Annotated in this window: 18 protein-coding genes; 12 read left to right on the top strand and 6 right to left on the bottom strand. The window is 68.7% G+C overall.

All coding sequences use genetic code 11. The features are described from left to right. Positions 1–11: 11 nt before the first annotated feature. A complete protein-coding gene (locus K0O62_RS16585; RefSeq protein ID WP_073858183.1) occupies positions 12–2,342 on the top strand; it encodes an esterase-like activity of phytase family protein in 2,331 nt (776 codons plus the stop codon). Between the two features lie 52 nt (positions 2,343–2,394). Here K0O62_RS16585 and aceA read toward each other — a convergent pair whose 3' ends face one another. Next, a complete protein-coding gene (gene aceA, locus K0O62_RS16580) occupies positions 2,395–4,686 on the bottom strand; it encodes an isocitrate lyase ICL2 (protein ID WP_073858182.1) in 2,292 nt (763 codons plus the stop codon). Positions 4,687–4,801: 115 nt separating this feature from the next. On the opposite strand from aceA, the gene K0O62_RS16575 reads away from it, so the two are divergent. Beyond that, positions 4,802–5,212, top strand: coding sequence for a DUF4267 domain-containing protein (locus tag K0O62_RS16575; RefSeq protein ID WP_073858181.1), 411 nt, complete (start codon positions 4,802–4,804; stop codon positions 5,210–5,212). Positions 5,213–5,238: 26 nt separating this feature from the next. Here K0O62_RS16575 and K0O62_RS16570 read toward each other — a convergent pair whose 3' ends face one another. Continuing rightward, the gene (locus K0O62_RS16570; RefSeq protein WP_073858180.1) at positions 5,239–6,525 is read right to left on the bottom strand and encodes a spinster family MFS transporter; all 1,287 of its coding nucleotides are present in this window, start codon (positions 6,523–6,525) and stop codon (positions 5,239–5,241) included. Between the two features lie 201 nt (positions 6,526–6,726). Here K0O62_RS16570 and K0O62_RS16565 point away from each other — a divergent pair, with 201 nt between their 5' ends. From K0O62_RS16565 to K0O62_RS16545, 5 genes are read left to right on the top strand one after another with little or no spacing between them, the layout of a single operon-like run. Further along, positions 6,727–8,280, top strand: a complete 1,554-nt coding sequence (locus tag K0O62_RS16565; protein ID WP_073858179.1) for an alanine/glycine:cation symporter family protein — start codon at positions 6,727–6,729, stop codon at positions 8,278–8,280. A 33-nt stretch (positions 8,281–8,313) separates the two neighbouring features. Then, positions 8,314–8,955: a sensor domain-containing protein gene (locus tag K0O62_RS16560; RefSeq protein WP_073858178.1), complete on the top strand. Its 642-nt coding sequence runs from the start codon at positions 8,314–8,316 to the stop codon at positions 8,953–8,955. Between the two features lie 58 nt (positions 8,956–9,013). Further along, on the top strand, positions 9,014–10,330 hold the full coding sequence (locus K0O62_RS16555; RefSeq protein ID WP_073858177.1) for an acyltransferase family protein: 1,317 nt from the start codon (positions 9,014–9,016) through the stop codon (positions 10,328–10,330). A 36-nt stretch (positions 10,331–10,366) separates the two neighbouring features. Then, entirely contained in the window at positions 10,367–12,724 is a 2,358-nt protein-coding gene (locus tag K0O62_RS16550) for a Tex family protein (protein WP_205870700.1), read from the top strand. A gap of 9 nt (positions 12,725–12,733) precedes the next feature. Further along, the gene (locus K0O62_RS16545) at positions 12,734–13,003 is read left to right on the top strand and encodes a YdeI/OmpD-associated family protein (protein ID WP_073858175.1); all 270 of its coding nucleotides are present in this window, start codon (positions 12,734–12,736) and stop codon (positions 13,001–13,003) included. Between the two features lie 29 nt (positions 13,004–13,032). On the opposite strand, the gene K0O62_RS16540 is transcribed toward K0O62_RS16545, so the two are convergent. Then, entirely contained in the window at positions 13,033–14,190 is a 1,158-nt protein-coding gene (locus tag K0O62_RS16540) for an acyl-CoA dehydrogenase family protein (RefSeq protein ID WP_073858174.1), read from the bottom strand. 91 nt (positions 14,191–14,281) lie between these two features. Between K0O62_RS16540 and K0O62_RS16535 the strand changes: the two genes are divergently transcribed. The 5 genes from K0O62_RS16535 (at position 14,282) to K0O62_RS16515 (ending at position 19,036) form a co-directional block, all read left to right on the top strand. Next, the gene (locus K0O62_RS16535; RefSeq protein WP_073858173.1) at positions 14,282–14,935 is read left to right on the top strand and encodes a TetR/AcrR family transcriptional regulator; all 654 of its coding nucleotides are present in this window, start codon (positions 14,282–14,284) and stop codon (positions 14,933–14,935) included. Positions 14,936–15,019: 84 nt separating this feature from the next. Beyond that, complete coding sequence (locus K0O62_RS16530; RefSeq protein ID WP_097933545.1) at positions 15,020–15,802, top strand: ABC transporter ATP-binding protein; 783 nt, start codon at positions 15,020–15,022, stop codon at positions 15,800–15,802. Then, a complete protein-coding gene (locus K0O62_RS16525; RefSeq protein WP_073858171.1) occupies positions 15,799–16,767 on the top strand; it encodes an aliphatic sulfonate ABC transporter substrate-binding protein in 969 nt (322 codons plus the stop codon). Before K0O62_RS16530 ends, K0O62_RS16525 begins: the two co-directional genes overlap by 4 nt. A 101-nt stretch (positions 16,768–16,868) precedes the next feature. Continuing rightward, positions 16,869–17,567, top strand: coding sequence for an ABC transporter permease (locus tag K0O62_RS16520; RefSeq protein WP_165637024.1), 699 nt, complete (start codon positions 16,869–16,871; stop codon positions 17,565–17,567). 176 nt (positions 17,568–17,743) lie between these two features. Next, positions 17,744–19,036: a DUF7159 family protein gene (locus K0O62_RS16515; protein ID WP_220045464.1), complete on the top strand. Its 1,293-nt coding sequence runs from the start codon at positions 17,744–17,746 to the stop codon at positions 19,034–19,036. Between the two features lie 5 nt (positions 19,037–19,041). Here K0O62_RS16515 and K0O62_RS16510 read toward each other — a convergent pair whose 3' ends face one another. Genes K0O62_RS16510 through K0O62_RS16500 form a run of 3 tightly spaced genes read right to left on the bottom strand, consistent with a single transcriptional unit; the run spans position 19,042 to position 21,930 of the window. Further along, positions 19,042–20,046: a hypothetical protein gene (locus K0O62_RS16510; protein WP_073858169.1), complete on the bottom strand. Its 1,005-nt coding sequence runs from the start codon at positions 20,044–20,046 to the stop codon at positions 19,042–19,044. Next, positions 20,043–21,368: a Dyp-type peroxidase gene (locus K0O62_RS16505; RefSeq protein ID WP_073858168.1), complete on the bottom strand. Its 1,326-nt coding sequence runs from the start codon at positions 21,366–21,368 to the stop codon at positions 20,043–20,045. The genes K0O62_RS16510 and K0O62_RS16505 overlap by 4 nt, the downstream gene beginning before the upstream one ends. A 1-nt stretch (position 21,369) precedes the next feature. Beyond that, complete coding sequence (locus K0O62_RS16500; RefSeq protein WP_073858167.1) at positions 21,370–21,930, bottom strand: hypothetical protein; 561 nt, start codon at positions 21,928–21,930, stop codon at positions 21,370–21,372. Between the last annotated feature and the right edge of the window lie 21 nt (positions 21,931–21,951).

Here is a 21,951-nt window from a genome sequence, read left to right as displayed (position 1 = left end):
CAGGGGCCCGTATGACGTCCAACCGAAGCCGAGTCACCGCCGTGGCCGCCGCCACCGCCTTGCTCGCGTCCGCCTGCTCGGCCGGCACACCGGAGGACAACACCTCATCCGCCTCCACGCCCCCGGCCCAGCGGGCGACCTCACCGATCGACTGGAACCTGCCGGATGCGCAGCGCTACCACCGGCTGGCCACCTACCCGGTGTATCTCAACCGTCCGGCCGGCGAGGACCCGGGCGCCGAGACCGTCGCCGAGATCTCGACGGTCACCCCGGACGGCAACACCGTCATCTACACCGACGCGGCGGCCAAGCGCATCGGCTTCCTCGACATCCGGGATCCGTCCGAACCCACCGGGCTGGGTGTGCTCTCGCTGGCCGAACTCGGCCACGCCGACGACCAACCCACCTCGGTGGCCGCGGTGGGCGAGTACGTGCTTGTGGTCGTGGACACCACCGGAGCCGGCGCCGGCGGGGACTTCGCCCATCCGTCCGGACGCGTCGACGTCGTCCGGGTCGCCGACCGCACCCGGGTGCACAGCATCGACCTCGGTGGCCAACCCGACTCCATCGCGGTCAGCCCGGACGGCTCGTTCGCCGCGATCGCCATGGAGAACCAACGCGACGAGGAGTTCACCCCGGGCGGCGCCGAGGAGGGCGACCTGCCGCAGCCGCCGACGGGTTTCCTGCAGTTGCTCACCCTTGCCGGGCCGCCGGCGGCGTGGACCGCGCGCAAGGTCGATCTCGACGTGGAGCAGGCCCGGGCGGCGGGTCTGGACACCCCGCAGGACCTGGAGCCCGAATACGTCAGCATCAACTCGCGCGGACAGGTCGCGCTGACCCTGCAGGAGAACAACGGCATCGCCGTCATCGACGGCAAGACCGGTGCGGTGTCGAGCATTTTCACTGCGGGCGCCCAGGCCGTGGACGGGGTCGACACCGCCGAGGACGGCACGCTGGACCAGAGCGGATCGATCGCGGCCCTCCCGCGCGAACCGGACGCGATCGGCTGGATCGGGGATGATCACCTGGCGACCGCCAACGAGGGGGACTGGAAGGGCGGTACCCGCGGTTGGACCGTCTTCGACGCGATGACCGGCGAGGTGGTCTGGGACGCCGGGAACTCCTTCGAACAACTCGCCGTGCGCACCGGTCTGCACATCGAAAGCCGCGCGGATTCCAAGGGCCCCGAACCCGAAGGTCTGGCCATCATCGAGATCGGTGGGCGTCCAACGGCTTTGGTGGCCTCCGAACGCAGCAACTTCGTCGCCGCCTATGACGTGAGTGACCCGGCGGCCCCGGTGTTCCGCCAGATCCTGCCGACCACACCGGGACCCGAGGGAGTGCTGGCCATCCCGGCCCGCGATCTGCTGATCATCTCGTCGGAGGCCGACGACGCGGAGGAACGGGTGCGCGCCTCGGTCACCGTCTACGGATACGGCGACGCGTACGCGCAGGCCGGCGGCAAGCCGGCGTTCCCGTCGATCGTGTCCGGTGACCTCGACGGCACTCCGATCGGCTGGGGTGCACTCGGCGCGCTGTCCGCCGATCCCGGTGCACCCGACCGGCTGTTCACCGCCACCGATGGCGCCTACGGCCCGGCCCGCATCCTCGGCGTCGACCTGTCGGCGACACCGGCGCTGATCGAGCGCGAACTCGTCGTCACCGAGGACGGCAAGCCGGTCACCCTGGACGTCGAGGGGATCGCCGCCCGTCCGGACGGCTTCCTGCTCGCCGTCGAGGGTGAGGACGGCGCCGGCAGCGAACTGGTCGAGGTGGGCACCGACGGCGCGATCACCGAGCGGGTGAAACTGCCCGCCGACATCGCCGCCGAACTCGGCGGGCAGGGCCTGGAAGGTGTTGCCGTCGACGGGGATCAGGTCTGGGTGGCGCTGCAGCGCGAGCTGAAATCCGACCCGCAGGGGGTGGTCCGGCTGGGCCGCTACGACCGGGCGGACGAGTCCTGGCAGTGGTTCGGCTACCAGTTGGAGTCCACCGATGCCGAGGGGGACTGGGTCGGACTGTCCGAGATCGCCGTCCACGACGGTGCACTGCTGGTGCTCGAACGTGACAAGCTCAACGGTCCCGACGCCCGGGTCAAGGCGATCTACCGGGTGGATATTCCGACCGAGGGCGGTGTGAGCGGTACGGCCGCACCGAAGGTGTTGCCCAAGAAGCTGGTTCGGGACCTGTTGCCGGATCTGGCGGCCACCAACGGATTCGTGCAGGAGAAGGTCGAGGGCTTCGCCGTCGCCGGCAACGGCCACGCGTATGTGGTCACCGACAATGACGGTGTCGAGGACGCCAACGGTGAGACGGTGTTCCTCGACCTGGGCACGCTCTAGGTGATTTCGGCGCGCTGACGTTCGCCTTGCAAACCTCAGCGCGCCGAAATCGCTAGTCCTCCTTGCGGATCAGCTTGCCGAGCGCCTTCCGGTCGGGGGCCAGCAGCTCGTCGATGCGCTCCTGGTTCACATCGGCGACGATGATCTCGCCGACCTCCTGGTAGACGTTGCTGAAGATGCCGTGCTTCTTCATCTTCTCGGTCTGATAGATGTTGTCCTCGGTGGGCGTCACGTAGTACACGATCTCCGGCTTGAACCGGTGGATGAGCCACAGGTGGATGACGTCCATCAGGCGCTTCTTGCGAAGCTTCTCGGCGTAGGTGTTCTGGTCGCGCACCGTCAGGATGTTGCGGCCGTGCCGGTCCTTGATCGGGTCGACGACGACATCGGCCAGCTTCTCGTCACCGTCACCGTAGATGCCGAGCTCCAGCACATCGGAGCCGGCGCGGCGCGGCCGCAGCTGAACCCGCAGCGTCTCGCCGAGCTCATAGTGCTCGCTCCACAGCGCCAGCCATTCCTCCAGCAGCTTGCGCGGCACCTCGGTCTGCACCAGGTGCTGATGCTGGGTGGACCCCTTGCCCATGCTCTTGGTGGTCGCGGTGCGTCCCGACGAGGCGGCCAGCGCGGCGTCGCTGCGCGGACCACCCACCAGCGTTTGCGGTGTGCGGTAAGGGGATTCGACCAGGCGCATCTTGCGTTGCAGCCGCGCCAGCGACAGCATGCCATCCTGCAGCAGCGCGGTCGCGAACTCCTCGGCCGCCACCCCGTCGATCTGGTGCCCGCCGTAGGTCATGAAGTTGAAGACGAAGCCGAGCTTGCCGATCTCCTCCGGGAAGGCCCGCATCTCGTCGTCACTCATGCCGGTGGTGTCCCAGTTGAACGACGGGGACAGGTTGTAGGCCAGCATCTTGTCCGGGTACACGGCGTGGATGGCGTGCGCGAACTGGCGGGCGTCGGCCAGGTCGGCGGTCTTGGTCTCCATCCACAGGATGTCCGCGAACGGTGCGGCGGCCAGCGACTTGGCGATCGCGTACGGGATCCCGCCGCGGATCTGGTAGTAACCCTCCGGCGTCTTCACCCGCTCGGGATCCCAGGCCACGTCGGCGCCGAGCTCCTTGGCCTTGCCGCGCGCCGCGTACAGCGAGGCGGTCTTGGCGAACTCCCGCCACTGCGCCGCACTCATATCGGCCTTCTCGCCCTCACGCTCCCGGAACTCCAGCAGCTCGGCGACCGCATCGCCGTAGGTCTCCAACCCGGCGTCGTTCTGCCAGGCCTCCACGAACCGCGACTCCACCCCGTCGAACAGCGCGTCGATGGACTGCCCGGGGTCCTTCTTGTAGTCCGCGGCCGCGGTGGCGATGTCGGCGAGGATGCCCTGACTGTCCAGCCAGGCCTCGGCGGCGGCGTACTCCCCGTCGGGCAGCGCGTACAGCAGGTGTCCGTTGAGGTCTGCGACACCCTGGTTGTGAAAGTGCCGCGTCATCGCCAGGAAGCACGACTTGTACGGCGGGATCTTCAGATTCGTGGCGCCGAGCAGGAACGGCTGGTCCCGCTCGTCGGCGCGGCTGTCGATCAGGTTGGCGGCCTCGGCATCGGTGCGGGCCACGATGATGCCGGGCACCCGCATGATGTCGAGCTGGAAGCGCGCGGTGTTGAGCCGCTTGATCTGCTCGTCCGACGGGACCAGCACCTTGCCACCCTGGTGGCCACACTTCTTGGTGCCCGGCCGCTGGTCCTCGATGTGGTATCCGGGCACACCCGACTCGACGAAACGGCGAATCAGGTTGCGCACGTGCGGATCACCGCCGTGACCGGTGTCGGCGTCGGCGATGATGAACGGGCGGTAGTCCACCGCCGGCGTTGCCGCCCGCTGCTCGGGGGTCATCTTCAGGCGCAGGTACTGCTGGTTGCGGTCGGCGGTCAGCAGCGCGCGCACCAGACCGGCCGCCTCGTCGGGCACCTGGCTCAGCGGGTAGCTGGCCAGATCGGGACCGGGATCCTCGCTGATCGATCCCTTCGCCGAGGTGGCCCACCCGCCCAGATAAATGCCCTCGATCCCCATCCGCTTCATCGTCACGGCCTGGCCGGGGGAGTACGGGCCGAAGGTGGTGATGCTCTTCTTCTGGCTGAACAGCTCGCGCAGTCGCGGGTAGAAGGCGGCCGCGGCCTCCCGGGCCACCGGATAGTCCGCGGGGATGGTGCCGCGCTGCTCGGCGACCTGGCGGGCCGAGTAGAGCCGGGTGATCCCCTCGAAGCGGGGGCTGTCGAAATACTCCTGGGTGGCGGCCACATCCCGTTCGAAGTCCTGCTCGGGTGTGGCGGCGTCCGCTGCCCTCTTGGCCATCTGTCTGCTCCTCTTCGAGCTCGGGTTCCTTGATTATCGTGGTGCCGGGCGCGCGCCGGACCCAGTTGGTTCAAATGCAAGCGGCCGCGGTGCGGCGCGTCCTAGGCTGCCGTCCATGTCGATGGACCGTGCGGCCCTGGTGGCGGGCAGTATCCGATTGGCTTCCGGCGTCTCGTTTCTCGTCGATCCGGTGAGGGCCAACCGGGTGTGGGGCGCACCGGATACCCCCGACCCTACGGCGCAACTGCTGTTGCGGTCGATGGGGTACCGAGACGCCCTGATCGGTGGCCTGTTGCTGGCGGCCGGGCTGCGCGGGAAGGACACCCGCGGCTGGTTTCTGGCCTCCGGCGGGGCCGACGCCGCCGACCTGCTCGGCGGTGCCGGCGTGCACCACCGGATGCCGCGCTCACAACGCCTCGTCGGTCTCGGCGGTGCGGTGTTCGGGATCGGGGTGGGGCTGTGGGGCGCGACCCGGCGGAAAGCTCCCGTCGAGACACGCGAATTGGTTGCTCCGCCGCGCCTCTGAGCGACGGGTACGCGAGTTTCGCCGGGTCAGCGCTCTTCGACGATGTCGCGGCGGTAGTTGCGCGCGGCCAGCGCGTAGCAGCCCAGCGCCACCAGCTGCATCGTCGGCACCAGGATCAGCAGGGCCCGGCCCAGCGCTTGCGGGCCCAGTTCGGCGGTCAGTGAGTCGCTGATCACGCCGGTCAGGAACGGGCCGATCGAGCCCAGGGTGGCGTTGAAGAACAGGAAGATCGCCGAGGCCGTGGCGCGCTGTTCGGGCGGCACCAGGCGCTGGATGGCGGCGATGGACGGCGCCAGGTAGGCGGTGCCGATGACGTAACCCAACGCCAGCAGCCACACGCACAGCACCTGGCTTTCGACCACGAAGGCCAGCGCCGAGGCGGGCAGCAGGATCGCGGTCAGCACCACCACGATCCACAGCAGCCAGCGCGGGTCGCGGGCCGCCAGCCGGTCGGCGATCCGTCCGACGATCAGCAGACCCAGGATGCCGGTCAGGCCGGTGGCCAGGCCGTACTCGATACCGACCTCGCCGAGCGACATGCCGCGGGTGCGCATCAGGAACGCCGGGGCGAAGGTGGTCAACGAGTATCCGGCCGCCGAGATCAGCGCGGTGCCGCCCACCATGGCCAGGAAGCTGGGTTTGCGCAGCAGATCCCACCAGTTGACCGGTGTGGCGCGTTCCTGCTGCGGCGGGGCGGGCAGGGTCTGGCGGCTGCCGACCACCCACAGCACCAGCGGGGCGAGCAGCACGCTGATCCCGCCCATCACCACGAAAGCCATTCGCCAGCCGAGGCTCTCGGCCAGCAGGCCGCCGCCGAGCAGGCTGGCGGCACTGGCCAGCGGAATGGACATGGTGATGACGGCCAGCGGTGCCGACCGGCGTTCGGGGACGAAGTTGCGGGCCACGTATGCGTGTGCGGCCGGGCTGCTGCCGGCCTCGCCGACCGCCACACCCACCCGGGTGAGCGCGAGCTGGAAGCCCGATCCGACGGCGCCGCCGAGCATGGTCATGGTGCCCCACAAGGTCAGACAGCCCGCGATGACGGTGCCGAACATGCCGCGGTCGGTGATGCGGGCGATCACGATGCCGAGCACCGCGTACACGATCAGGAAGCCGAATCCGTTGATGACACCGATTGCGGTGTCGGACAACGCCAAATCCTGTTTGATCGGTTCGGCGAGCACCCCGGGCAGGAAGCGGTCGACGTAGTTGAGGGTGCCGACCAGCGCGAGCACCGCCACCGCGGCCCAGGCCCGGCGTGGACCGTGCATGTCCAACGGCGCGAGCCCGGCGGTCTCCCGTGGTGTCGACATCGGTTCCTCCGAATTCAGGGGTGCCGGGCAACTTTACAGACCTGCGCCGGGTTGTCACGAGCGCCGCGGACCGCCCGCGCGCGGCGCCCGGATCTGCTTACGCCGCATTGACGAATTGTTAACACAACGCCCGCTTGCTTTTGCAACGATGAAGATCCGAACGCGTACATCATGGGTCGATCTACCGACGGAGCCGCCGCAGTGACGGAATTTCTGAACACCCTGAACAGCTACATCTGGTCCAACGCGCTGGTCTATCTCTGCCTGGCCGCGGGCGTGTATTTCTCGATCCGGTCCCGGTTCGTGCAGGTGCGCCAGTTCAGGGAGATGATCCGGCTGATGCTCAAGGGCGAGAAATCGCCGTCCGGCGTCTCCTCGTTCCAGGCGCTGACCATGTCCCTGGCCGGCCGGGTCGGTACGGGCAACATCGCCGGTGTGGCCACCGCCATCGCGTTCGGCGGGCCCGGTGCGTTGTTCTGGATGTGGGCGGTGGCGTTTCTCGGCGCGTCGACGTCCTTCGTCGAGTGCACGCTGGGGCAGATCTACAAAACCAGGGACCCACTGACCGGCGAGTATCGCGGCGGACCCGCGTACTACCTGAGTCGGGCTATGGCGCATACCAAGGCCGCCCCGTTGTTCAAGGTCTACGGCCTGATCTTCGCCGCGGTCACGGTGATCGCTTGCGGTGTGCTGCTGCCCAGTGTGCAATCCAATTCGATGGCCTCGGCGATGAACCAGTCGTGGGGTGTGTCCAAATGGGTCGTCGGCGTGTGCACGGTGATCCTGTTGGCGTTCGTGATCATCGGCGGCGTCAAGCGTATTGCGGCCTTCGCCTCGATCGTGGTGCCGTTCATGGCGGTGGTCTACATCGTGCTCTCGATGATCATCGTGCTGGCCAATGCCGACGCCCTGCCCGGGGTGGTCAAGCTGATCTTCGAGAGCGCGTTCGGTCTGGACGCAGGCTTCGGCGCCATCGTCGGCGCCGCGGTGATGTGGGGCGTCAAGCGCGGGATCTACTCCAATGAGGCCGGCCAGGGGACCGGTCCGCACGCGGCGGCAGCCGCCGAGGTCTCCCATCCCGCGAAACAGGGTCTGGTGCAGGCGTTCGCCGTCTACGTCGACACGCTGTTCATCTGCTCGGCGACCGGCTTCCTGATCCTGTCCACCGGCGCCTACCGGGTGTTCGAGGGAGAAAGCGAATCCGGCGCCGTGCTCGCCGAGGGCGGCGCACTGCCCGCCGATGCGGAGGTGGGGCCCTCGTTCGCGCAAATCGGGTTCGACACCTTGTGGCAGGGTGGCGGATCGACGTTCATCGCGGTTTCGCTGGCGTTCTTCTGTCTGACCACCATCATCGCCTACTACTACATGGCCGAGACCAACCTGCGGTTCCTGCTCGGCAAGGCCGCGACCATCAACGTTCCGGTGATCCGGGGAACCGTAGGCGGCGACGCCACCCTGGTGTTGCAGGCACTGATCTTGGGGTCGGTCGTCTCGGGAGCGGTATCGACGTCGACCGAGGCCTGGACGCTGGGCGATATCGGTGTGGGAACAATGGCCTGGCTCAACATCATCGGCATCCTCATCCTGCAGCAACCCGCCTACAAAGCGTTGCGGGACTATGAGCGGCAGAAAAAGGAAGGCCTCGATCCCATATTCGACCCCATTGCGCTCGGTATCGCCGGTGCGAAGTTCTGGGAGACCCGGGATCCGCTGACCGGCAAGGAACGTGTCCCCGAGCCGACGCTGACCGACTGAGTCACGGTCGGTCGGAGCCCTAAACTGGCCGACGTGGCGAAATGGTGGGCGGCGGCGACCCTCGCGCTGATCGTCGTGGGATGCAACCGGCCCGTGGACAGCCCGCGGGCGCAACCGGCGCCGCCGATCGGGCCGATCTCCCCGCTGCAGGTGGGGGATCTGCTCAGTCCGGACATCTTCAACAAGGACGGCAACCTGTTCGCCACCGTCGAACCCGAGCGGTGTGCCGGGGTGGCCCGGGAGGTGGATCCACCGTTCATCACCGACTACGACCCGGCCGCCGAGGACGGCGGACACTGGCCGACCACCGTCGGCGGGGTCGAGGTGGTGGTCGAGGAGATGGTGGCGGTGTACCAGTCGGACTACTCCGCCGCGGACGCGCTGGCCTCCGCGCGCAGCATCCTGGAGGCGTGCGGCGACACCCCGGTCACCGTCACCACCATGTACGGCCGCACCTACACCTTCGATGTGGAATCCGCACCCCGCCCCGCGCCCACGGATGCGGTGCTGTGGTCGCTGCGGACCGCCGACTGGAACTGCGACAACCTGTTCGTCGCGGCGCACAACGCGGCCATCGAGATGACCAGCTGCGGCGCCGCGGGCGGCATCGATGTGGCCGCGGCGGCCGAGGAGGCGCTGAAACGGATCGAGGCGCTGGCCGACAGCACCGCGTGACCACGAAAAGGTAGTCCTACTCATCCCGTCGGGGCGGTTGGTCGGGCACGCTGTAGCCATGCCGCTCGTCAACCTCCTGCCTGCCGCCTCCACGGTCGCGAACGCAGGCCCGGGCCGCGACCGGGCCATCGATGTGGCCCGGCTGTCCGCCCTGGTCGTGGTGATGTTCGGGCACTGCGCGCTGCTGCTGGCCACCATCGACGACCGCGGGCTGCGGATCGGCAACATCCTCGGCGAACTCCCGCAGCTGACCCCGATCACCTGGGTCGTGCAGGTGATGCCGCTGTTCTTCTTCGCCGGCGGTGCCGCCGGCGCCTACGGCTGGCATCCGGACGGATCGGCGGCCGGTAAGTCCTGGGGCAGCTGGCTGGTCGGCCGGACGCAGCGGCTGTGCCGGCCGGTGTTCTGGTATCTGGGCTTCTGGACGGTGGCGCTGCTGGTCGCCCGGCTGACCCTCGGCGCGGAATCGGCCGACCGGCTCGGCCGCGAGTGCGTCGCGCTGCTCTGGTTCCTCGGGGTGTACCTGATGGTCATCGCGTTCGTCCCGGCCCTGACCCGGCTGCGCGGCGCGGGTGCGACCGCCGGCGTGCTGGCGTTACTGCTGGCCGCCGCGGCGGGGATCGACCAGATCCGGTTCGCGGTCGGTTCGGCCGATGCCGGGGTGGCGAACTTCGTCATCGTCTGGCTCATCCCGGTGGTGATCGGCGTGGCCTACGCCCGCGGGCTGCTGCGGGTGCCGATGGCACTGCTCGTCGCGGCGGCGGCGCTGGCCGCACAGGTACTGCTCGCGGCCTTCGGGTTCTACGAGGTCTCGCTGGTCACCACCGGCAGCACCGACGGGGTGTCGAATGTGGCGCCGCCGACGCTGCTGCTCGCGCTGCACTGCGTCTGGATGCCGTGCGTGTTCGTCGCCCTCGCCGGGATCGTGCAGCGGCTGGCCGAGCGTCCGCGGGTCTGGTACCTGGTCGCGGTGGGCAACGGGGGAGCGATGACGCTCTACCTGTGGCACATCCCGGCCATCGCGGTCGCCGCGTTCAGCCTGAATGCCGTGGGTCTGGACGCCTGGGACGTGCACGCCCCGAACTTCTGGGCCCTGCTCGCGCTGCGGGCCGCGGTGTTCGCGGTGGTGATGTCGGCGACCTTCCTGCTGCTATCCCCGCTGGAACACCGCAGGCTGCCGTGGTGGGACGATGCGGTCGGCGCCGCCGGTGCCCGGTCGGTGGTCGCCGGGGCGCTGGTGTGCGTGGCCGGGGTGGCGATGCTGCTGGTCGCCAAGAACGGTCTGGCCGGGCCCGACGGCTGGATTCCGCTGGTGTGTTTCCTGGTGGCGGTGCTGGCGGCGCGCGCCTGCGCCGGGGTCAGGCCCGTTCGGTAGGGTCTGCGGGTGACTTCGAGCGCACCCGTGGGGATCATCAAATCTGTAAATGCCCGTCTCGCTGAGGAACTGAGCGTTGCGGAAGGCCAGGTGGCCGCTGCTGTGCACCTGCTCGACGAGGGTGCGACGGTGCCCTTCATCGCCCGGTACCGCAAGGAGGTGACCGGCAGCCTGGACGACACGCAACTGCGTCAACTCGAGGAGCGGCTGGCCTACCTGCGTGAGATGGATCAGCGCCGGGCGGCGGTGCTGGCCTCGATCGAGGAGCAAGGCAAGCTCACCGACGAGCTGCGCACCGCGCTGTTGACCGCGGACACCAAGGCCCGCATCGAAGACATCTACCTGCCCTACAAGCCGAAGCGACGCACCAAGGCGCAGATCGCCCGGGAGGCCGGACTGGAGCCGCTGGCCGACCGGCTGCTCGCCGATCCGTCGCTGGTCCCCGACGAGGCCGCCGCGGAGTTCCTCACCGAGGAGGTCGCCGACGCCGCCGCCGCACTCGACGGCGCCCGGCACATCCTCATCGAGCGTGCCGCCGAGGACGCCGAACTGGTCGGCGAGGTACGCACCACCTTCTGGAACGATGGCACCCTCAGGACCGCGCCGTGGTCCGAAGAAGCGGCCAAAAGCCCAGCGGGACAGAAGTTCCGGGACTACTTCGAATTCTCCGAGCCGCTGGAGAAGATGCCGTCGCACCGGGTGCTCGCGGTGATGCGCGGCGAGAAGGAACAGATCCTCGCGCTGAACTTCGACGGCGGCGATGAGCTGGCCTATCAGGCGCGCATCGCGCAGAGCCTGGGCATCGACATGACTGCCGAGGGCGCGGCCACCGGCTGGCTGGCCACCACGGTCCGGCTGGCCTGGCGCACCAAGCTGATGATCTCGGCCGCCGTCGACGCCCGCATCCGGCTGCGGCAGCGCGCCGAGGAGGACGCCGTCGCGGTGTTCGCCCGCAACCTCAAGGATCTGCTGCTGGCCGCACCCGCGGGCACCCGCACCACCCTGGGCCTGGATCCCGGTTTCCGGACCGGGGTCAAGGTGGCCGTGGTCGACGGCACCGGCAAGGTGGTCGACACGTGCGCGATCTTCCCGCATCAACCGCAGAAGCAGTGGGACACCGCCAAGGCCACCCTCGCGGCGCTGGTGGCCCGGCACGGTGTCGAACTGATCGCCGTCGGCAACGGCACCGCGTCGCGGGAGACCGATGCGCTGGCCGCCGAACTCATCGCCGATATCGCCAAGGCCGGGGCGAAGGCGCCGGTGAAGGCGATGGTCAGTGAGGCCGGTGCCTCGGTCTACTCGGCCTCGGCCTATGCCTCGCATGAACTGCCGCAGTTGGACGTCACGCTGCGCGGCGCGGTCTCGATCGCGCGCCGCCTGCAGGACCCGCTGGCCGAACTGGTGAAGATCGAGCCGAAATCGATCGGCGTCGGTCAGTACCAGCACGATGTCACGCCGGGCAAGCTGGACCGCAGCCTGAACGCCGTCGTCGAGGACGCCGTGAACGCCGTCGGTGTGGACCTGAACACCGCCTCGGTGCCGCTGCTGGCCCGGGTGTCCGGGGTGACCGATTCGCTGGCCGAGGCCATCGTGGCGCACCGGGAGAACACCGGCCCGTTCCGCAACCGCAGCGCGCTGCTCAAGGTTCCGCGGTTGGGGCCCAAGGCATTCGAACAGTGCGCCGGGTTCCTGCGGATCGCCGACGGCGATGATCCACTGGACAACTCGGGCGTGCACCCGGAGGCCTATCCGGTGGTCCGGCGCATCCTGGACCGCTCCAGCGTCACGCTGGCCGAGATCATCGGCAACGAGCGCGCGCTGCGTCAGCTCAAGCCCGCCGACTTCGCCGACGAGCGGTTCGGTGTCCCCACCGTCACCGATATCCTCGCCGAACTGGAGAAGCCGGGCCGTGACCCGCGCCCGGCCTTCTCCACCGCGACGTTCGCCGCCGGGGTGGAGAAGGTCGCCGACCTCAAACCGGGCATGGTGCTCGAGGGCGTGGTCACCAATGTGGCCGCATTCGGGGCGTTCGTCGACGTGGGCGTGCACCAGGACGGCCTGGTGCACGTGTCGGCCATGTCGGACCGGTTCGTCTCCGATCCGCATGAGGTGGTGAAGTCCGGACAGGTGGTCAAGGTCAAGGTCGTCGACGTCGATGTGGACCGTCAGCGGATCGGGCTGTCACTGCGGCTCAACGACGAACCCGCGCGCGGCGGTGAGAAGAAATCCGGCCGCCCGGCGGGTAACCAGAACCGTAACCAGGGCGGCGGGAATCAGCAGCGCGGCGGACAGCAGCAGCGAAACGCCAACCGTGGCAACAACTCCGGACGCCGGGAGGCTGCGCCGAGCGGGTCGATGGCCGATGCGCTGCGCAACGCCGGGTTCGGTAGGTAGCCTCTGGTCGTGACGAGTCAGCGCGTACCCGGCGGGGTGGTGCACGAGATGCCCACCGATCTGCGGGCCGCGCTGCTCGTCAACGACACCGCGCTGGCGGCGTGGCAGGACATCACGCCGCTGGCGCGTAACGAATTCATCTGCTGGGTCGAGGACGCCAAGCAGGACAAGACCCGGGAGCGCCGCATCCGGCGAACCCAGGAGGAACTCGAAGAGGGAAAGCGCAGGCCCTGCTGTTGGCCCGGGTGCAAGCACCGGGAGCGCAACGGCAGGGCCTGAACGCTGAGCGGGGGACGGGGGCCAGGGGTTTAGAGGCCCATGTCCTTGGCGATGATCATCTTCATGACCTCGCTGGTGCCGCCGTAGATGCGCTGGACGCGGCTGTCGGCGTACAGGCGGGCGATCGGGTACTCGTTGATGTAGCCGTAGCCGCCGTGCAGCTGCAGGCACCGGTCGATCACGCGGGACGCCAGGTCGGTGCAGAACAGCTTCGCCGACGCGGCGTCGGCGGGGGTCAGCTCGTCGATGTCGTGGGCGTCCATGGCGCGGTCGACGACGGCCTCCATGGCGTCGACATCGGCCTTGCAGTCGGCCAGTTCGAACTTGGTGTTCTGGAACGCGGCGACCGGCTTGCCGAACACGGTGCGGTCCTTGGTGTACTGCGCGGCGAACGCGACGGCGGCCTTGGCCTGGGCGTAGGCGCCGACGGCGATGGCCAGCCGCTCCCGGGGCAGGTTCTGGCCCAGGTACGAGAAGCCCATGTGCACCTCGCCGAGCAGGTCCTCGACCGGCACCTTGACATCGGAGAAGTTCAGTTCGGCGGTGTCGGAGGTGCGCAGACCCAGCTTGTCCAGCTTGCGTCCGACCGTGTAGCCCTCGGACTTGGTGTCGACCACCAGTAGCGAGATGCCGAAGCGGCGGTCGTCCTCGCGTGGGGCGGCGGTGCGGGCGCACACGATGACCCGGTCGGCGTGCACGCCACCGGTGATGAAGGTCTTCGAGCCGTTGAGGACGTAGTGCGTGCCGTCCTCGGAGAGCTTGGCGGTGGTGCGCATGCCGGCCAGGTCAGACCCGGTGCCGGGTTCGGTCATGGCGATGGCGAACATGATCTCGCCGGTGATCATGCCGGGGAACCAGCGCTGCTTCTGTTCGTCGGTGGCCAGTGACTTCAGGTAGGGCAGGCACAGGCCGATGTGCACGCTGGAGCCGCCGAAGGACACCGCGGCACGCGAGCATTCCTCGGTGATGACGGCCTGGAACTTGTAGGAATCGATCCCGGAGCCGCCGTACTCGGCCGGAACCTCGATGCCGAACAGGCCCAGTTCGCCCAGCTTGTAGTAGAAGTCGCGGGGCGTGATGCCGGCCTCGAACCACTCGTCGTGCACCGGGACCACCTCGGACTCGATGAACGCGCGGATCATCGCGCGGAAGTCCTCGTGCTCCTGGGTGTAGACGGTCCTCTGCATCGGTGCCTCTCCTAAGTGAACGGTGTTAGCTATTGACACGCACTATAAGCTAACGTCGTTCACTTAGGCAACATCGGGGAAGGGAACCGAGGTGGGCAGACCACGCGTGCTCAGCCGTGAACGCATCCGCGACGCGGCGCTGATGATCATCGACCGCGGTGGCCTCGGTGAACTGTCCATGCGCCGGCTCGCCGCCGAACTCGGCGTGCAGGCGGCCTCGCTGTACAAGCACTATCCGACCAAGGACGACGTCCTCGACGACGTCGCCAGTCAGATCATCACCGCGGTGGACATCTCGGCGTTCGATACGGACGTGGACTGGCCCGACGCGCTGACCGCGTGGGCGCGGTCCTACCACGGCGCGCTGGTGTCGCACCCGAACCTGGTGCCGTTCCTGGCCAGCGGTCCGGGCCAGCGCGACGAGAGCCTGCGCATCGCCGACGCCGTGCACGGCGGCCTGACGCGTGCCGGCTGGCCGCCCCGGGAGTCGACGCTGATCGGTGAGGCCGTCCGGTCGCTGGTGCTGGGCTCGACGTTCGGCTCGTTCTCCCGGAGGCTGGCCGACGATGCCGAGGTGTACCGGGGCAAGTATCCGCATATGGGGCAGGCGCACCTGTTGCGTAGCAAGGCCTCCCAGATCGCCTCCGCGAGTTTCGAACTGGCCCTGCGGGCCTTCGTCGACGGTCTGCGGGTGCAGTTCGCCGAGGTGGAAGATCGCCGCAAGCGTCGGTCCACCCCGGTTTAAATCATGCTGCTTTCAACCCTGGCCGGGCAGCGCCTGCGCTTCTAAGTTTCAGCGGTGACGTCGAATAGCCCGACGCCCGCGGGCGTGTCCCTGCGCGGCGTCGGAAAGGTTTTCGGCGCTCGCACCGTCCTCGATGGAATCGACATCGAGATCGCCCCCGGTGAAGTCGTCGCCTTTCTCGGCGCCTCCGGCAGCGGCAAATCCACCCTGCTCCGACTGATCGCCGGTCTCGACGAGCCGAGCGTCGGGCAGATCGAGATCAATGCAAAACCGGTGCGCGGCATCGATCCTCGGTGCGCGGTCGTCTTCCAGGAACCCCGTCTGCTGCCCTGGCGGGCGCTGGCGGCCAATGTCGCCTACGGACTGCCCGCGGGCACCTCGCGAAGCCACGGCGCCGAACTGGTGGCGCACTGGTTGGAGGTCGTCGGGCTGCAGGGGTTCGCCGATCACCGCCCGCGGCAGGTCTCCGGCGGGATGGCCCAGCGGGCCGGGCTGGCCCGCGCACTCGCCCGCAGCCCCGGCGTGCTGCTGCTCGACGAGCCGCTGGCCGCCTTGGACGCACTGACCCGGCTGCGCATGCAGGATCTGCTCGACGAGGTGCAACAGAAGGCGGGCATCACCACCCTGCTGGTCACCCACGACGTCGACGAGGCGCTCATCCTGGCCGACCGGGTGCTGATCCTGCGCGCCGACGATTCGGGGGTGGCCGGAATCGCTGCGACACACCACGTTTCGCTGGACAAGCCGCGCGACCGCTCCGACCCGGAGCTGGCGGCACTGCGTATCACCCTGCTCGACGAACTCGGGATGCCGCGCCGACAGGCCGGCGACCCCGCACATCCACCTCGGAAGGAAATCTCGGCATGAAGGCACGTGGGCTGATAGCCCTGGTGATCGCCGCTCTGGCCTGGACGGCCGCGGCGTGCAGTTCCGGCGACGGTGCGGACACCGCGAAGGACATCCGGCTCGACTACGCCTACTACAACCCGCTGAGCCTGGTCATCCGCGACCAGAAGCTGTTGGAGAACCAGGGATACAACGTCACCTGGGTGCTGTCGGCGGGCAGCAACAAGGCCAACGAGGCGCTACGGTCCAATGCCCTGGATCTCGGTTCGACCGCCGGCGCGGCGGCGCTGGTGGCCCGCGCCAACGGCACCCCGATCAAGGTCGTCGACATCTACAGCAAGCCGGAATGGGCCGCGCTGGTGGTGGGCGAGGGTTCCCCGGTCACCAGCGTCGCCGAACTGCGCGGCAAGAAGATCGCGGTCACCAAGGGCACCGATCCCTACTACTTCCTGCTGCAGGCGTTGAAGGCGAACGGGCTGTCCCGCAACGACGTCGAGATCGTCAACCTGCAGCACGCCGACGGCAAGACCGCGCTGGAACGCGGGGACGTCGACGCCTGGTCGGGGCTGGACCCGTTCATCGCGCAGACCGTGCAGGAGTCGGGTTCGCGCCTGCTGTTCCGCAACCCCGACTTCAACAGCTACGGCACGCTCAACGCCCGCGAGGGCTTCATCGCCGACAATCCCGAAGCAGTGCAGTCCGTCGTCGACGCCTATGAGGAGGCCCGCGCATGGGCTATCGCGCACCCCAACGAGTTGACCGAACTGCTGGCAGCCGAGGCGAAGATCACGCCGAGCGTGGCGAAGGAAGTGCTCGAACGCACGGACCTGCAGGTCGATCCGACGCCGGGACAGGCCCAGATCGACGTGTTGACGATCATCCTGCCGATCGCGGTGGCCGACGGGGACATCAAGTCCGAGCAGGCCGGGAAGCAGGCCCTGGAGACGCTGATCGATCCGGAGTTCGCCCAGCAGTCGGCAAGCTGACCCTCGCCCTGACGCCGGCGGTGCGCCGCGCCCGCGCGGCTGGGTTGTTGCGCCGCGTGCCCGCGGCGCTGGTGGGGCTGATCGTGCCGATCGCCCTGCTCATCGTGTGGCAGGTCGCGGTGGCCAGGGGAGTCTTCTCACCCAGCCAGTTGCCGCCACCCGGCGAGGTCGTCGGGGCCCTCGGTGAGTTGATCCAGCGCGGTGAGTTGTGGACGCACCTGGGCGCCAGCCTGTCCCGGGTGGCCGCCGGCTACGCATCGGGGGCGCTGGTCGGCCTGGCACTGGGATCGCTGGTCGGCCTGTCGGTCACCGTGCAGCGATTGTTCGGGCCGACCGTCGCCGCGCTCCGGACGGTGCCGTCGCTGGCGTGGGTGCCGTTGCTGCTGTTGTGGTTCGGCATCGGCGAGGAACCGAAGGTGTTGTTGATCGCCATCGGAGCGTTCTTCCCCGTCTACACCACGACGGCCTCGGCGCTGTCGCACGTGGACCCGCAACTGGTCGAGGTGGGCCGCGCCTACGGCCGGCGCGGGCCCGCTCTGCTGGCCACCGTCTTGCTGCCGGCGGCCGCACCCGCGCTGGTGAACGGCCTTCGGCTGGGCCTGGCCAACGCCTGGCTGTTCCTGGTGGCGGCCGAGTTGATCGCCTCCTCCAAGGGGCTGGGCTTCCTGCTGATCGACAGCCAGAACACCGGACGAACCGACGTGATGGTGTTGTCCATCGTGCTGCTGGCGGTGCTCGGCAAGCTCAGCGACAGCATCTTCGGGGTGTTCGAGCGGCGGATGGTGGCGCACCGCAGCTGACCTCGATCGACAGACCGTTGCACCAGGTAACACTCCCGTGGGCTGCGTCGATAAAGAGGAACACAGCACCAGTAAATCGTCATTTCGCCGAGATGCCGAGCTCGGGCGAGCAAACTAAGCTCGTCGCGGCCGGTATGCCGGGGCAACGTGACACAGGACGGGAGTCGGGGCCGAGGGTGAAGACCGTACTTGGGCTATCGGTGACAGCGGCCGGTGTCGGCTGGGTTCTGGTGGACGGCTCCGCCGCGGGTGCCGGGCCGCTCGACGATGACCAGTTCACCGTGCGTGACCTCGATGAACTCCTGCCGCGGTGCGTCGCGGCGGTGCGGGGTGCGGCAGCCATCGCGGCGAGCACCGGGCGGCGGATCTCCTCCATCGGGGTCTGCTGGAGCGCCGAGGTCGAGGACCGGATGGCTGCGCTGCTCGCCGAACTGCGCGCCGCCGGATACGCCGATGTGCGCCCGGTCCGGCAGGTGACGCCCGTTCCCCGACCCGACAGCGAAGTGCCGCTCACTGCGCGCGCCGACCGGGTGGACCCGTGTGGGCTACTCGCCGAGATGCTCGCCTCGGTGTCCGGATCCGAGATCGATGCCGACGACGACGAGGCGTTCGGCCGGCACGACATGACCGGTGGCCCGGATGCCGGGCAGACCCCCGCCTACGCCGCCGGCCAGGCCGTGGTGACCGATGCGGCACCGCCGGCACCGATCGCGATCACCCGGCCCCGCCGGACCTGGACGCCGCCGAAGGTGACCGCCCCGAACTGGCGGCCCCGGGTGCCGGCCGTGCCGAATTGGCGGCTGCCCGTGCCGGCCGGGCGGGCCTCCACGGCCGCCGCCGCCGTCGCGGTGACCGCGCTCGTCGCATTGTTCGCCGTCGGTTCGCAGTTCGTCGGGTCGGGCACCGAGCAGCCCGGCGAGGCGGCGCTGGCCGGCCGTTCCTCCGCATCGACCGCCGAGACCACGGCGGTGGTGCGTTCCGCGCCGCCCGCACCGCAGCCGATGGCCGCCGCCCCGAACCCGGGCCCGGTCCAGGAGAACGTGAGCACACCGCCGGTGCAGCTCGCGCTCCCGCAGCCCCGGCCGGTGGTGCAGCAACCGTCGGCCACCGCCGAGGCGCCGGTGAGCGCGGAACCGTTGGCGGCGCCGGAGGTTGCGGCGACCGAGGTGGTTGCGGTGGCCGAGTCGGTGCCGGTGCCCGACGCGGTGCCTGCCGTACCTGAGCCGCCGGCAGTCGTCGCGGAACCGGCCACACCCGTCGCGGAACCCCTGCTGGTCGAGCCGGCCGCCGCCCCTCCCGCCGAGATCCTTCCCCCGGCGCCGGTCGCCCCGCCGCCGCCACCACCGTTCTGGTTGTTGCCGCCGTTCGTGCCGCCGGTCCCGGTCGAGGCCCCGCCGGCCCCGGTACCCGCCGAGGTGCCCCCGCCGCCGGCGCCGCCGGCGGACCCGGTGCTCAGCGCACTGCCCTGATTCGACTAGCGCATCGTCACCAGGTTGTGCCAGAACGTCTTGAGGCTGTCGGTGCCACCGAACAAGGTGGTGAAGTGGGTGGAGTCCACCACCACGATGTCGCCGGCCCGCTCACCGGTCGGCGGCATCCAGATCAGCGCGTTGAAGTCGGTGTTGCCCGCATCGACGTAGGGGTGGGGGCGGCCCACGTCGACAGGTTGGCGGCCCAGCACCCGAAGCGCACCGGATTCCGGCGCGGTCAGTTCATAGTGCGGAAGGTGCGGGTGGAAGTTGAAGGTGCTGACACCGGTCAGTAGTCCCAGGTCGTCCAGGTCGGGCCGCGCGTCCAGCGCAGCGATCTCCCGGGTGCCGGGGACCACGGCGGGTCGCAAACCCCAGTTGTTGTGCACCGCAACGTCCAACGCGGTCATCAGCGATCGGGTGTACCGGCCGAAGCGCTGCTGACGGGGGACCAGCGGATCGCCGTGGTGCAGGTACTCGACCTGTCTGCGCGGATAGTCGTCGGTGTTGCCGACGTCATGGTGCGGGGCCAGTAGCAGGCAGGTGCCCTCGCGGCGCAACCATCGGCGGACGGCGTCGATCTCGTCGGCCGAGGCTTCCTGTTGGGACAGCAGATGATCCAGCCCGAACACCATCAGGGTGTCGCAATCGTCGAGCACCCGCTCATCGATCGGTAACCGGTAGCCGGCCTGGTCGATACGCTGGAACACCGCGACCGGATGCCCGGTGGCCGCCTCGGCCACCTCCTGGAAGGCCAGCGTGGACCGGTGGAAGAGCTCCAGGGTGCCGGCGATGCCCTGGAGGAAGTGCTCGACCTGGTATTCCGGGGTCTCATAGGCAGGCCACAACGCATTACGCACTTCGGTGATGGTGGAGAAGCGGTTCTCCATGGCGCCCGGATCCCGTTGGGCCTCCCACGGATAGCTCCATGTCCAGTAGACGCTGACCCTTCGCCGACCATCGTGGGGTCGGGCGACGTGGGTCTGGTTGTAGGTACGCGCTCCGGTCATGACTCGTCCTCCAAAGCCGCCAGATAGCGGAGCGCCTCGAGGCCGGGGAGGAAGAAGTACGCGCCGCCGGTGAGTGTGGTGAACGCCGGTATTCCCTTGTGGACCTTGCGGATCGGTCGTCGCGGCACGGTGAAGTCCAGGCTGCCGTCCTGTTGTCCACAGATGGGATCGTGTTCATTGCCGAGTTCGTGGAACGTCTTGTCGTTGATCCAGACGTTCTGCGCGAACTCGAACTGGCGCACCAGATCCGCGCAGATGATGAAGGCCGCGATACCACGGGCCTGACCGTCGTCGGGTGCACCCTCGGGCAACGCCGGGCCGTAGGTGGCGCCGCGGCGGATCATCCGGCGCCGGTTCATGTAGTGCGCCGTGTCGCGGGGATTGAGTCGCCGCGCATGCGCACCCAGCGGGCAGGCGTAGCCGTGCGGATCCATCTGCTGGTAGTTGAAATCGTTGTTGCGCATCGGGTCTGCGCCGAGTTCGGGATCGTCGGAGTCCGGTGCCAGCACCAGCGGTGCGCCGCTGCGCCACCGGCCCATGAACTTGGCGGCCAGCAGGTCCTGTCCCTCGTTGGTGTCGGAGTTCTCACGCAGGTAGTCACGGAACACCGCCACGTGTTCTTCGAGTCGCCGGTAGGCCATATAGCTGCCGTTACGGGACAGCACCGCCGGCTGGGGGAGGTTGGCCACCGGTCCGTTCTCGTCGGGGTAGCCCAGGATGAACTCGCCGGGTTCCAGTGGGTCGCCGGATCCGGGTGTCGGTTCCTCGCCGGAGCCCTTCATCACCGGCTGCGACAACCGGTCCCGGAAACCGAAGTGATCGTGTGCGTAGTTGAACGGTGGGGTGGCGTTGAGGTCCAGGTACGACAGGCTGCGCACCCCGTCGGTGCGGGCCAACAGCGCGTCGTGGTTCTCGATGGACCGTCGGCACTGTTCGTCGGTGCGGGAAAACAGGATCGCGATGGCATGCAGGTCCTCACCGGCCAGCCCACCGACCCAGTGCTGCGGGGCGTGGCTGCCGATGTCACCGAGGATGGCCGCCCGCGACACCATGCCCTCCCGGAACGCGTCCGGGAACGTGGCCAGCGAATCCTCGGGAACGCCGAGAGCGCGCAGACCGTTCCAGGTGAACGCCACCGTCACCCAGCGGTCCGCCGAGTCCATGGAGGCGTGCACCTCGGCCGCCGACTGCACCAGCTCGGTCAGCGCGGCCAGCCAGGCCCGCCCGCCGGCGGGGGTGTCGAAGGTCAGGAACTCGTAGCGCCCGGTGATGGCCGGGGTGCGGGTCAGCAGGATGTGCTGGATATCGTCGAGCTCGAGCACGTCACTGCATCTGATCGAGCATGTCGGAGAACGCGGCCTTGAGCCGCAGCGCCTTCTTGATCTCGTCGGCGGTCACATAGGGGTACTCGCCGTACTCGAGGAAGCTCGGCACCTGGTGTTCACGGACGAACCTGATGAAGGCCTCCGGGTTCTCCTTCCAATCCTCGGGAAACCCTTCGAGATTGGTGAACACGGTGGTGATGCCGGTGGCGCTGAACAGCTGCACGGCATCCTCGGTGTACTTGTCGAAATCGGTGTCGAAGATGCCCATGTACTGGAAGTGCAGGCCGGAGCCCACATCGAAGAGATTCCACCGCAGGTAGTGCAGCCGCAGCGGCGCCAGCGCGTCCGGGCTCGCGGCGATGGTCTCCTCGATCTGCTTCCCGTACGCACGTACTGCAGCCTCGCGGCCCTCCTTCACCTTGGCGATGATGGAAAAGCCGTGGCAGGCGGGTGTGCGCGGGAACACCGGGCCGTATCGGCCGCGCTCCTCCTCGAAATAGCCCTCCGGCGGGAGGGCGAGCGCCGCGGGCTTGGACCAGACCGGTTCCTGTGACGCCATGACGTGCCCCCCTGTCGACTT

This window comes from Mycolicibacterium diernhoferi (genome assembly GCF_019456655.1).
Taxonomy (GTDB): domain Bacteria; phylum Actinomycetota; class Actinomycetes; order Mycobacteriales; family Mycobacteriaceae; genus Mycobacterium; species Mycobacterium diernhoferi.
This window is presented reverse-complemented; position numbering and strand designations above follow the sequence as displayed.

Bases quoted from the DNA above. Each gene is read 5' to 3' on its own strand.
- K0O62_RS16585 (WP_073858183.1), top strand. From the start codon at position 12: ATGACGTCCAACCGAAGCCGAGTCACCGCCGTGGCCGCCGCCACCGCC.
- aceA (WP_073858182.1), bottom strand. From the start codon at position 4,686: ATGGCCAAGAGGGCAGCGGACGCCGCCACACCCGAGCAGGACTTCGAA.
- K0O62_RS16575 (WP_073858181.1), top strand. From the start codon at position 4,802: ATGTCGATGGACCGTGCGGCCCTGGTGGCGGGCAGTATCCGATTGGCT.
- K0O62_RS16570 (WP_073858180.1), bottom strand. From the start codon at position 6,525: ATGTCGACACCACGGGAGACCGCCGGGCTCGCGCCGTTGGACATGCAC.
- K0O62_RS16555 (WP_073858177.1), top strand. From the start codon at position 9,014: ATGCCGCTCGTCAACCTCCTGCCTGCCGCCTCCACGGTCGCGAACGCA.
- K0O62_RS16540 (WP_073858174.1), bottom strand. From the start codon at position 14,190: ATGCAGAGGACCGTCTACACCCAGGAGCACGAGGACTTCCGCGCGATG.
- K0O62_RS16525 (WP_073858171.1), top strand. From the start codon at position 15,799: ATGAAGGCACGTGGGCTGATAGCCCTGGTGATCGCCGCTCTGGCCTGG.
- K0O62_RS16510 (WP_073858169.1), bottom strand. From the start codon at position 20,046: ATGACCGGAGCGCGTACCTACAACCAGACCCACGTCGCCCGACCCCAC.
- K0O62_RS16500 (WP_073858167.1), bottom strand. From the start codon at position 21,930: ATGGCGTCACAGGAACCGGTCTGGTCCAAGCCCGCGGCGCTCGCCCTC.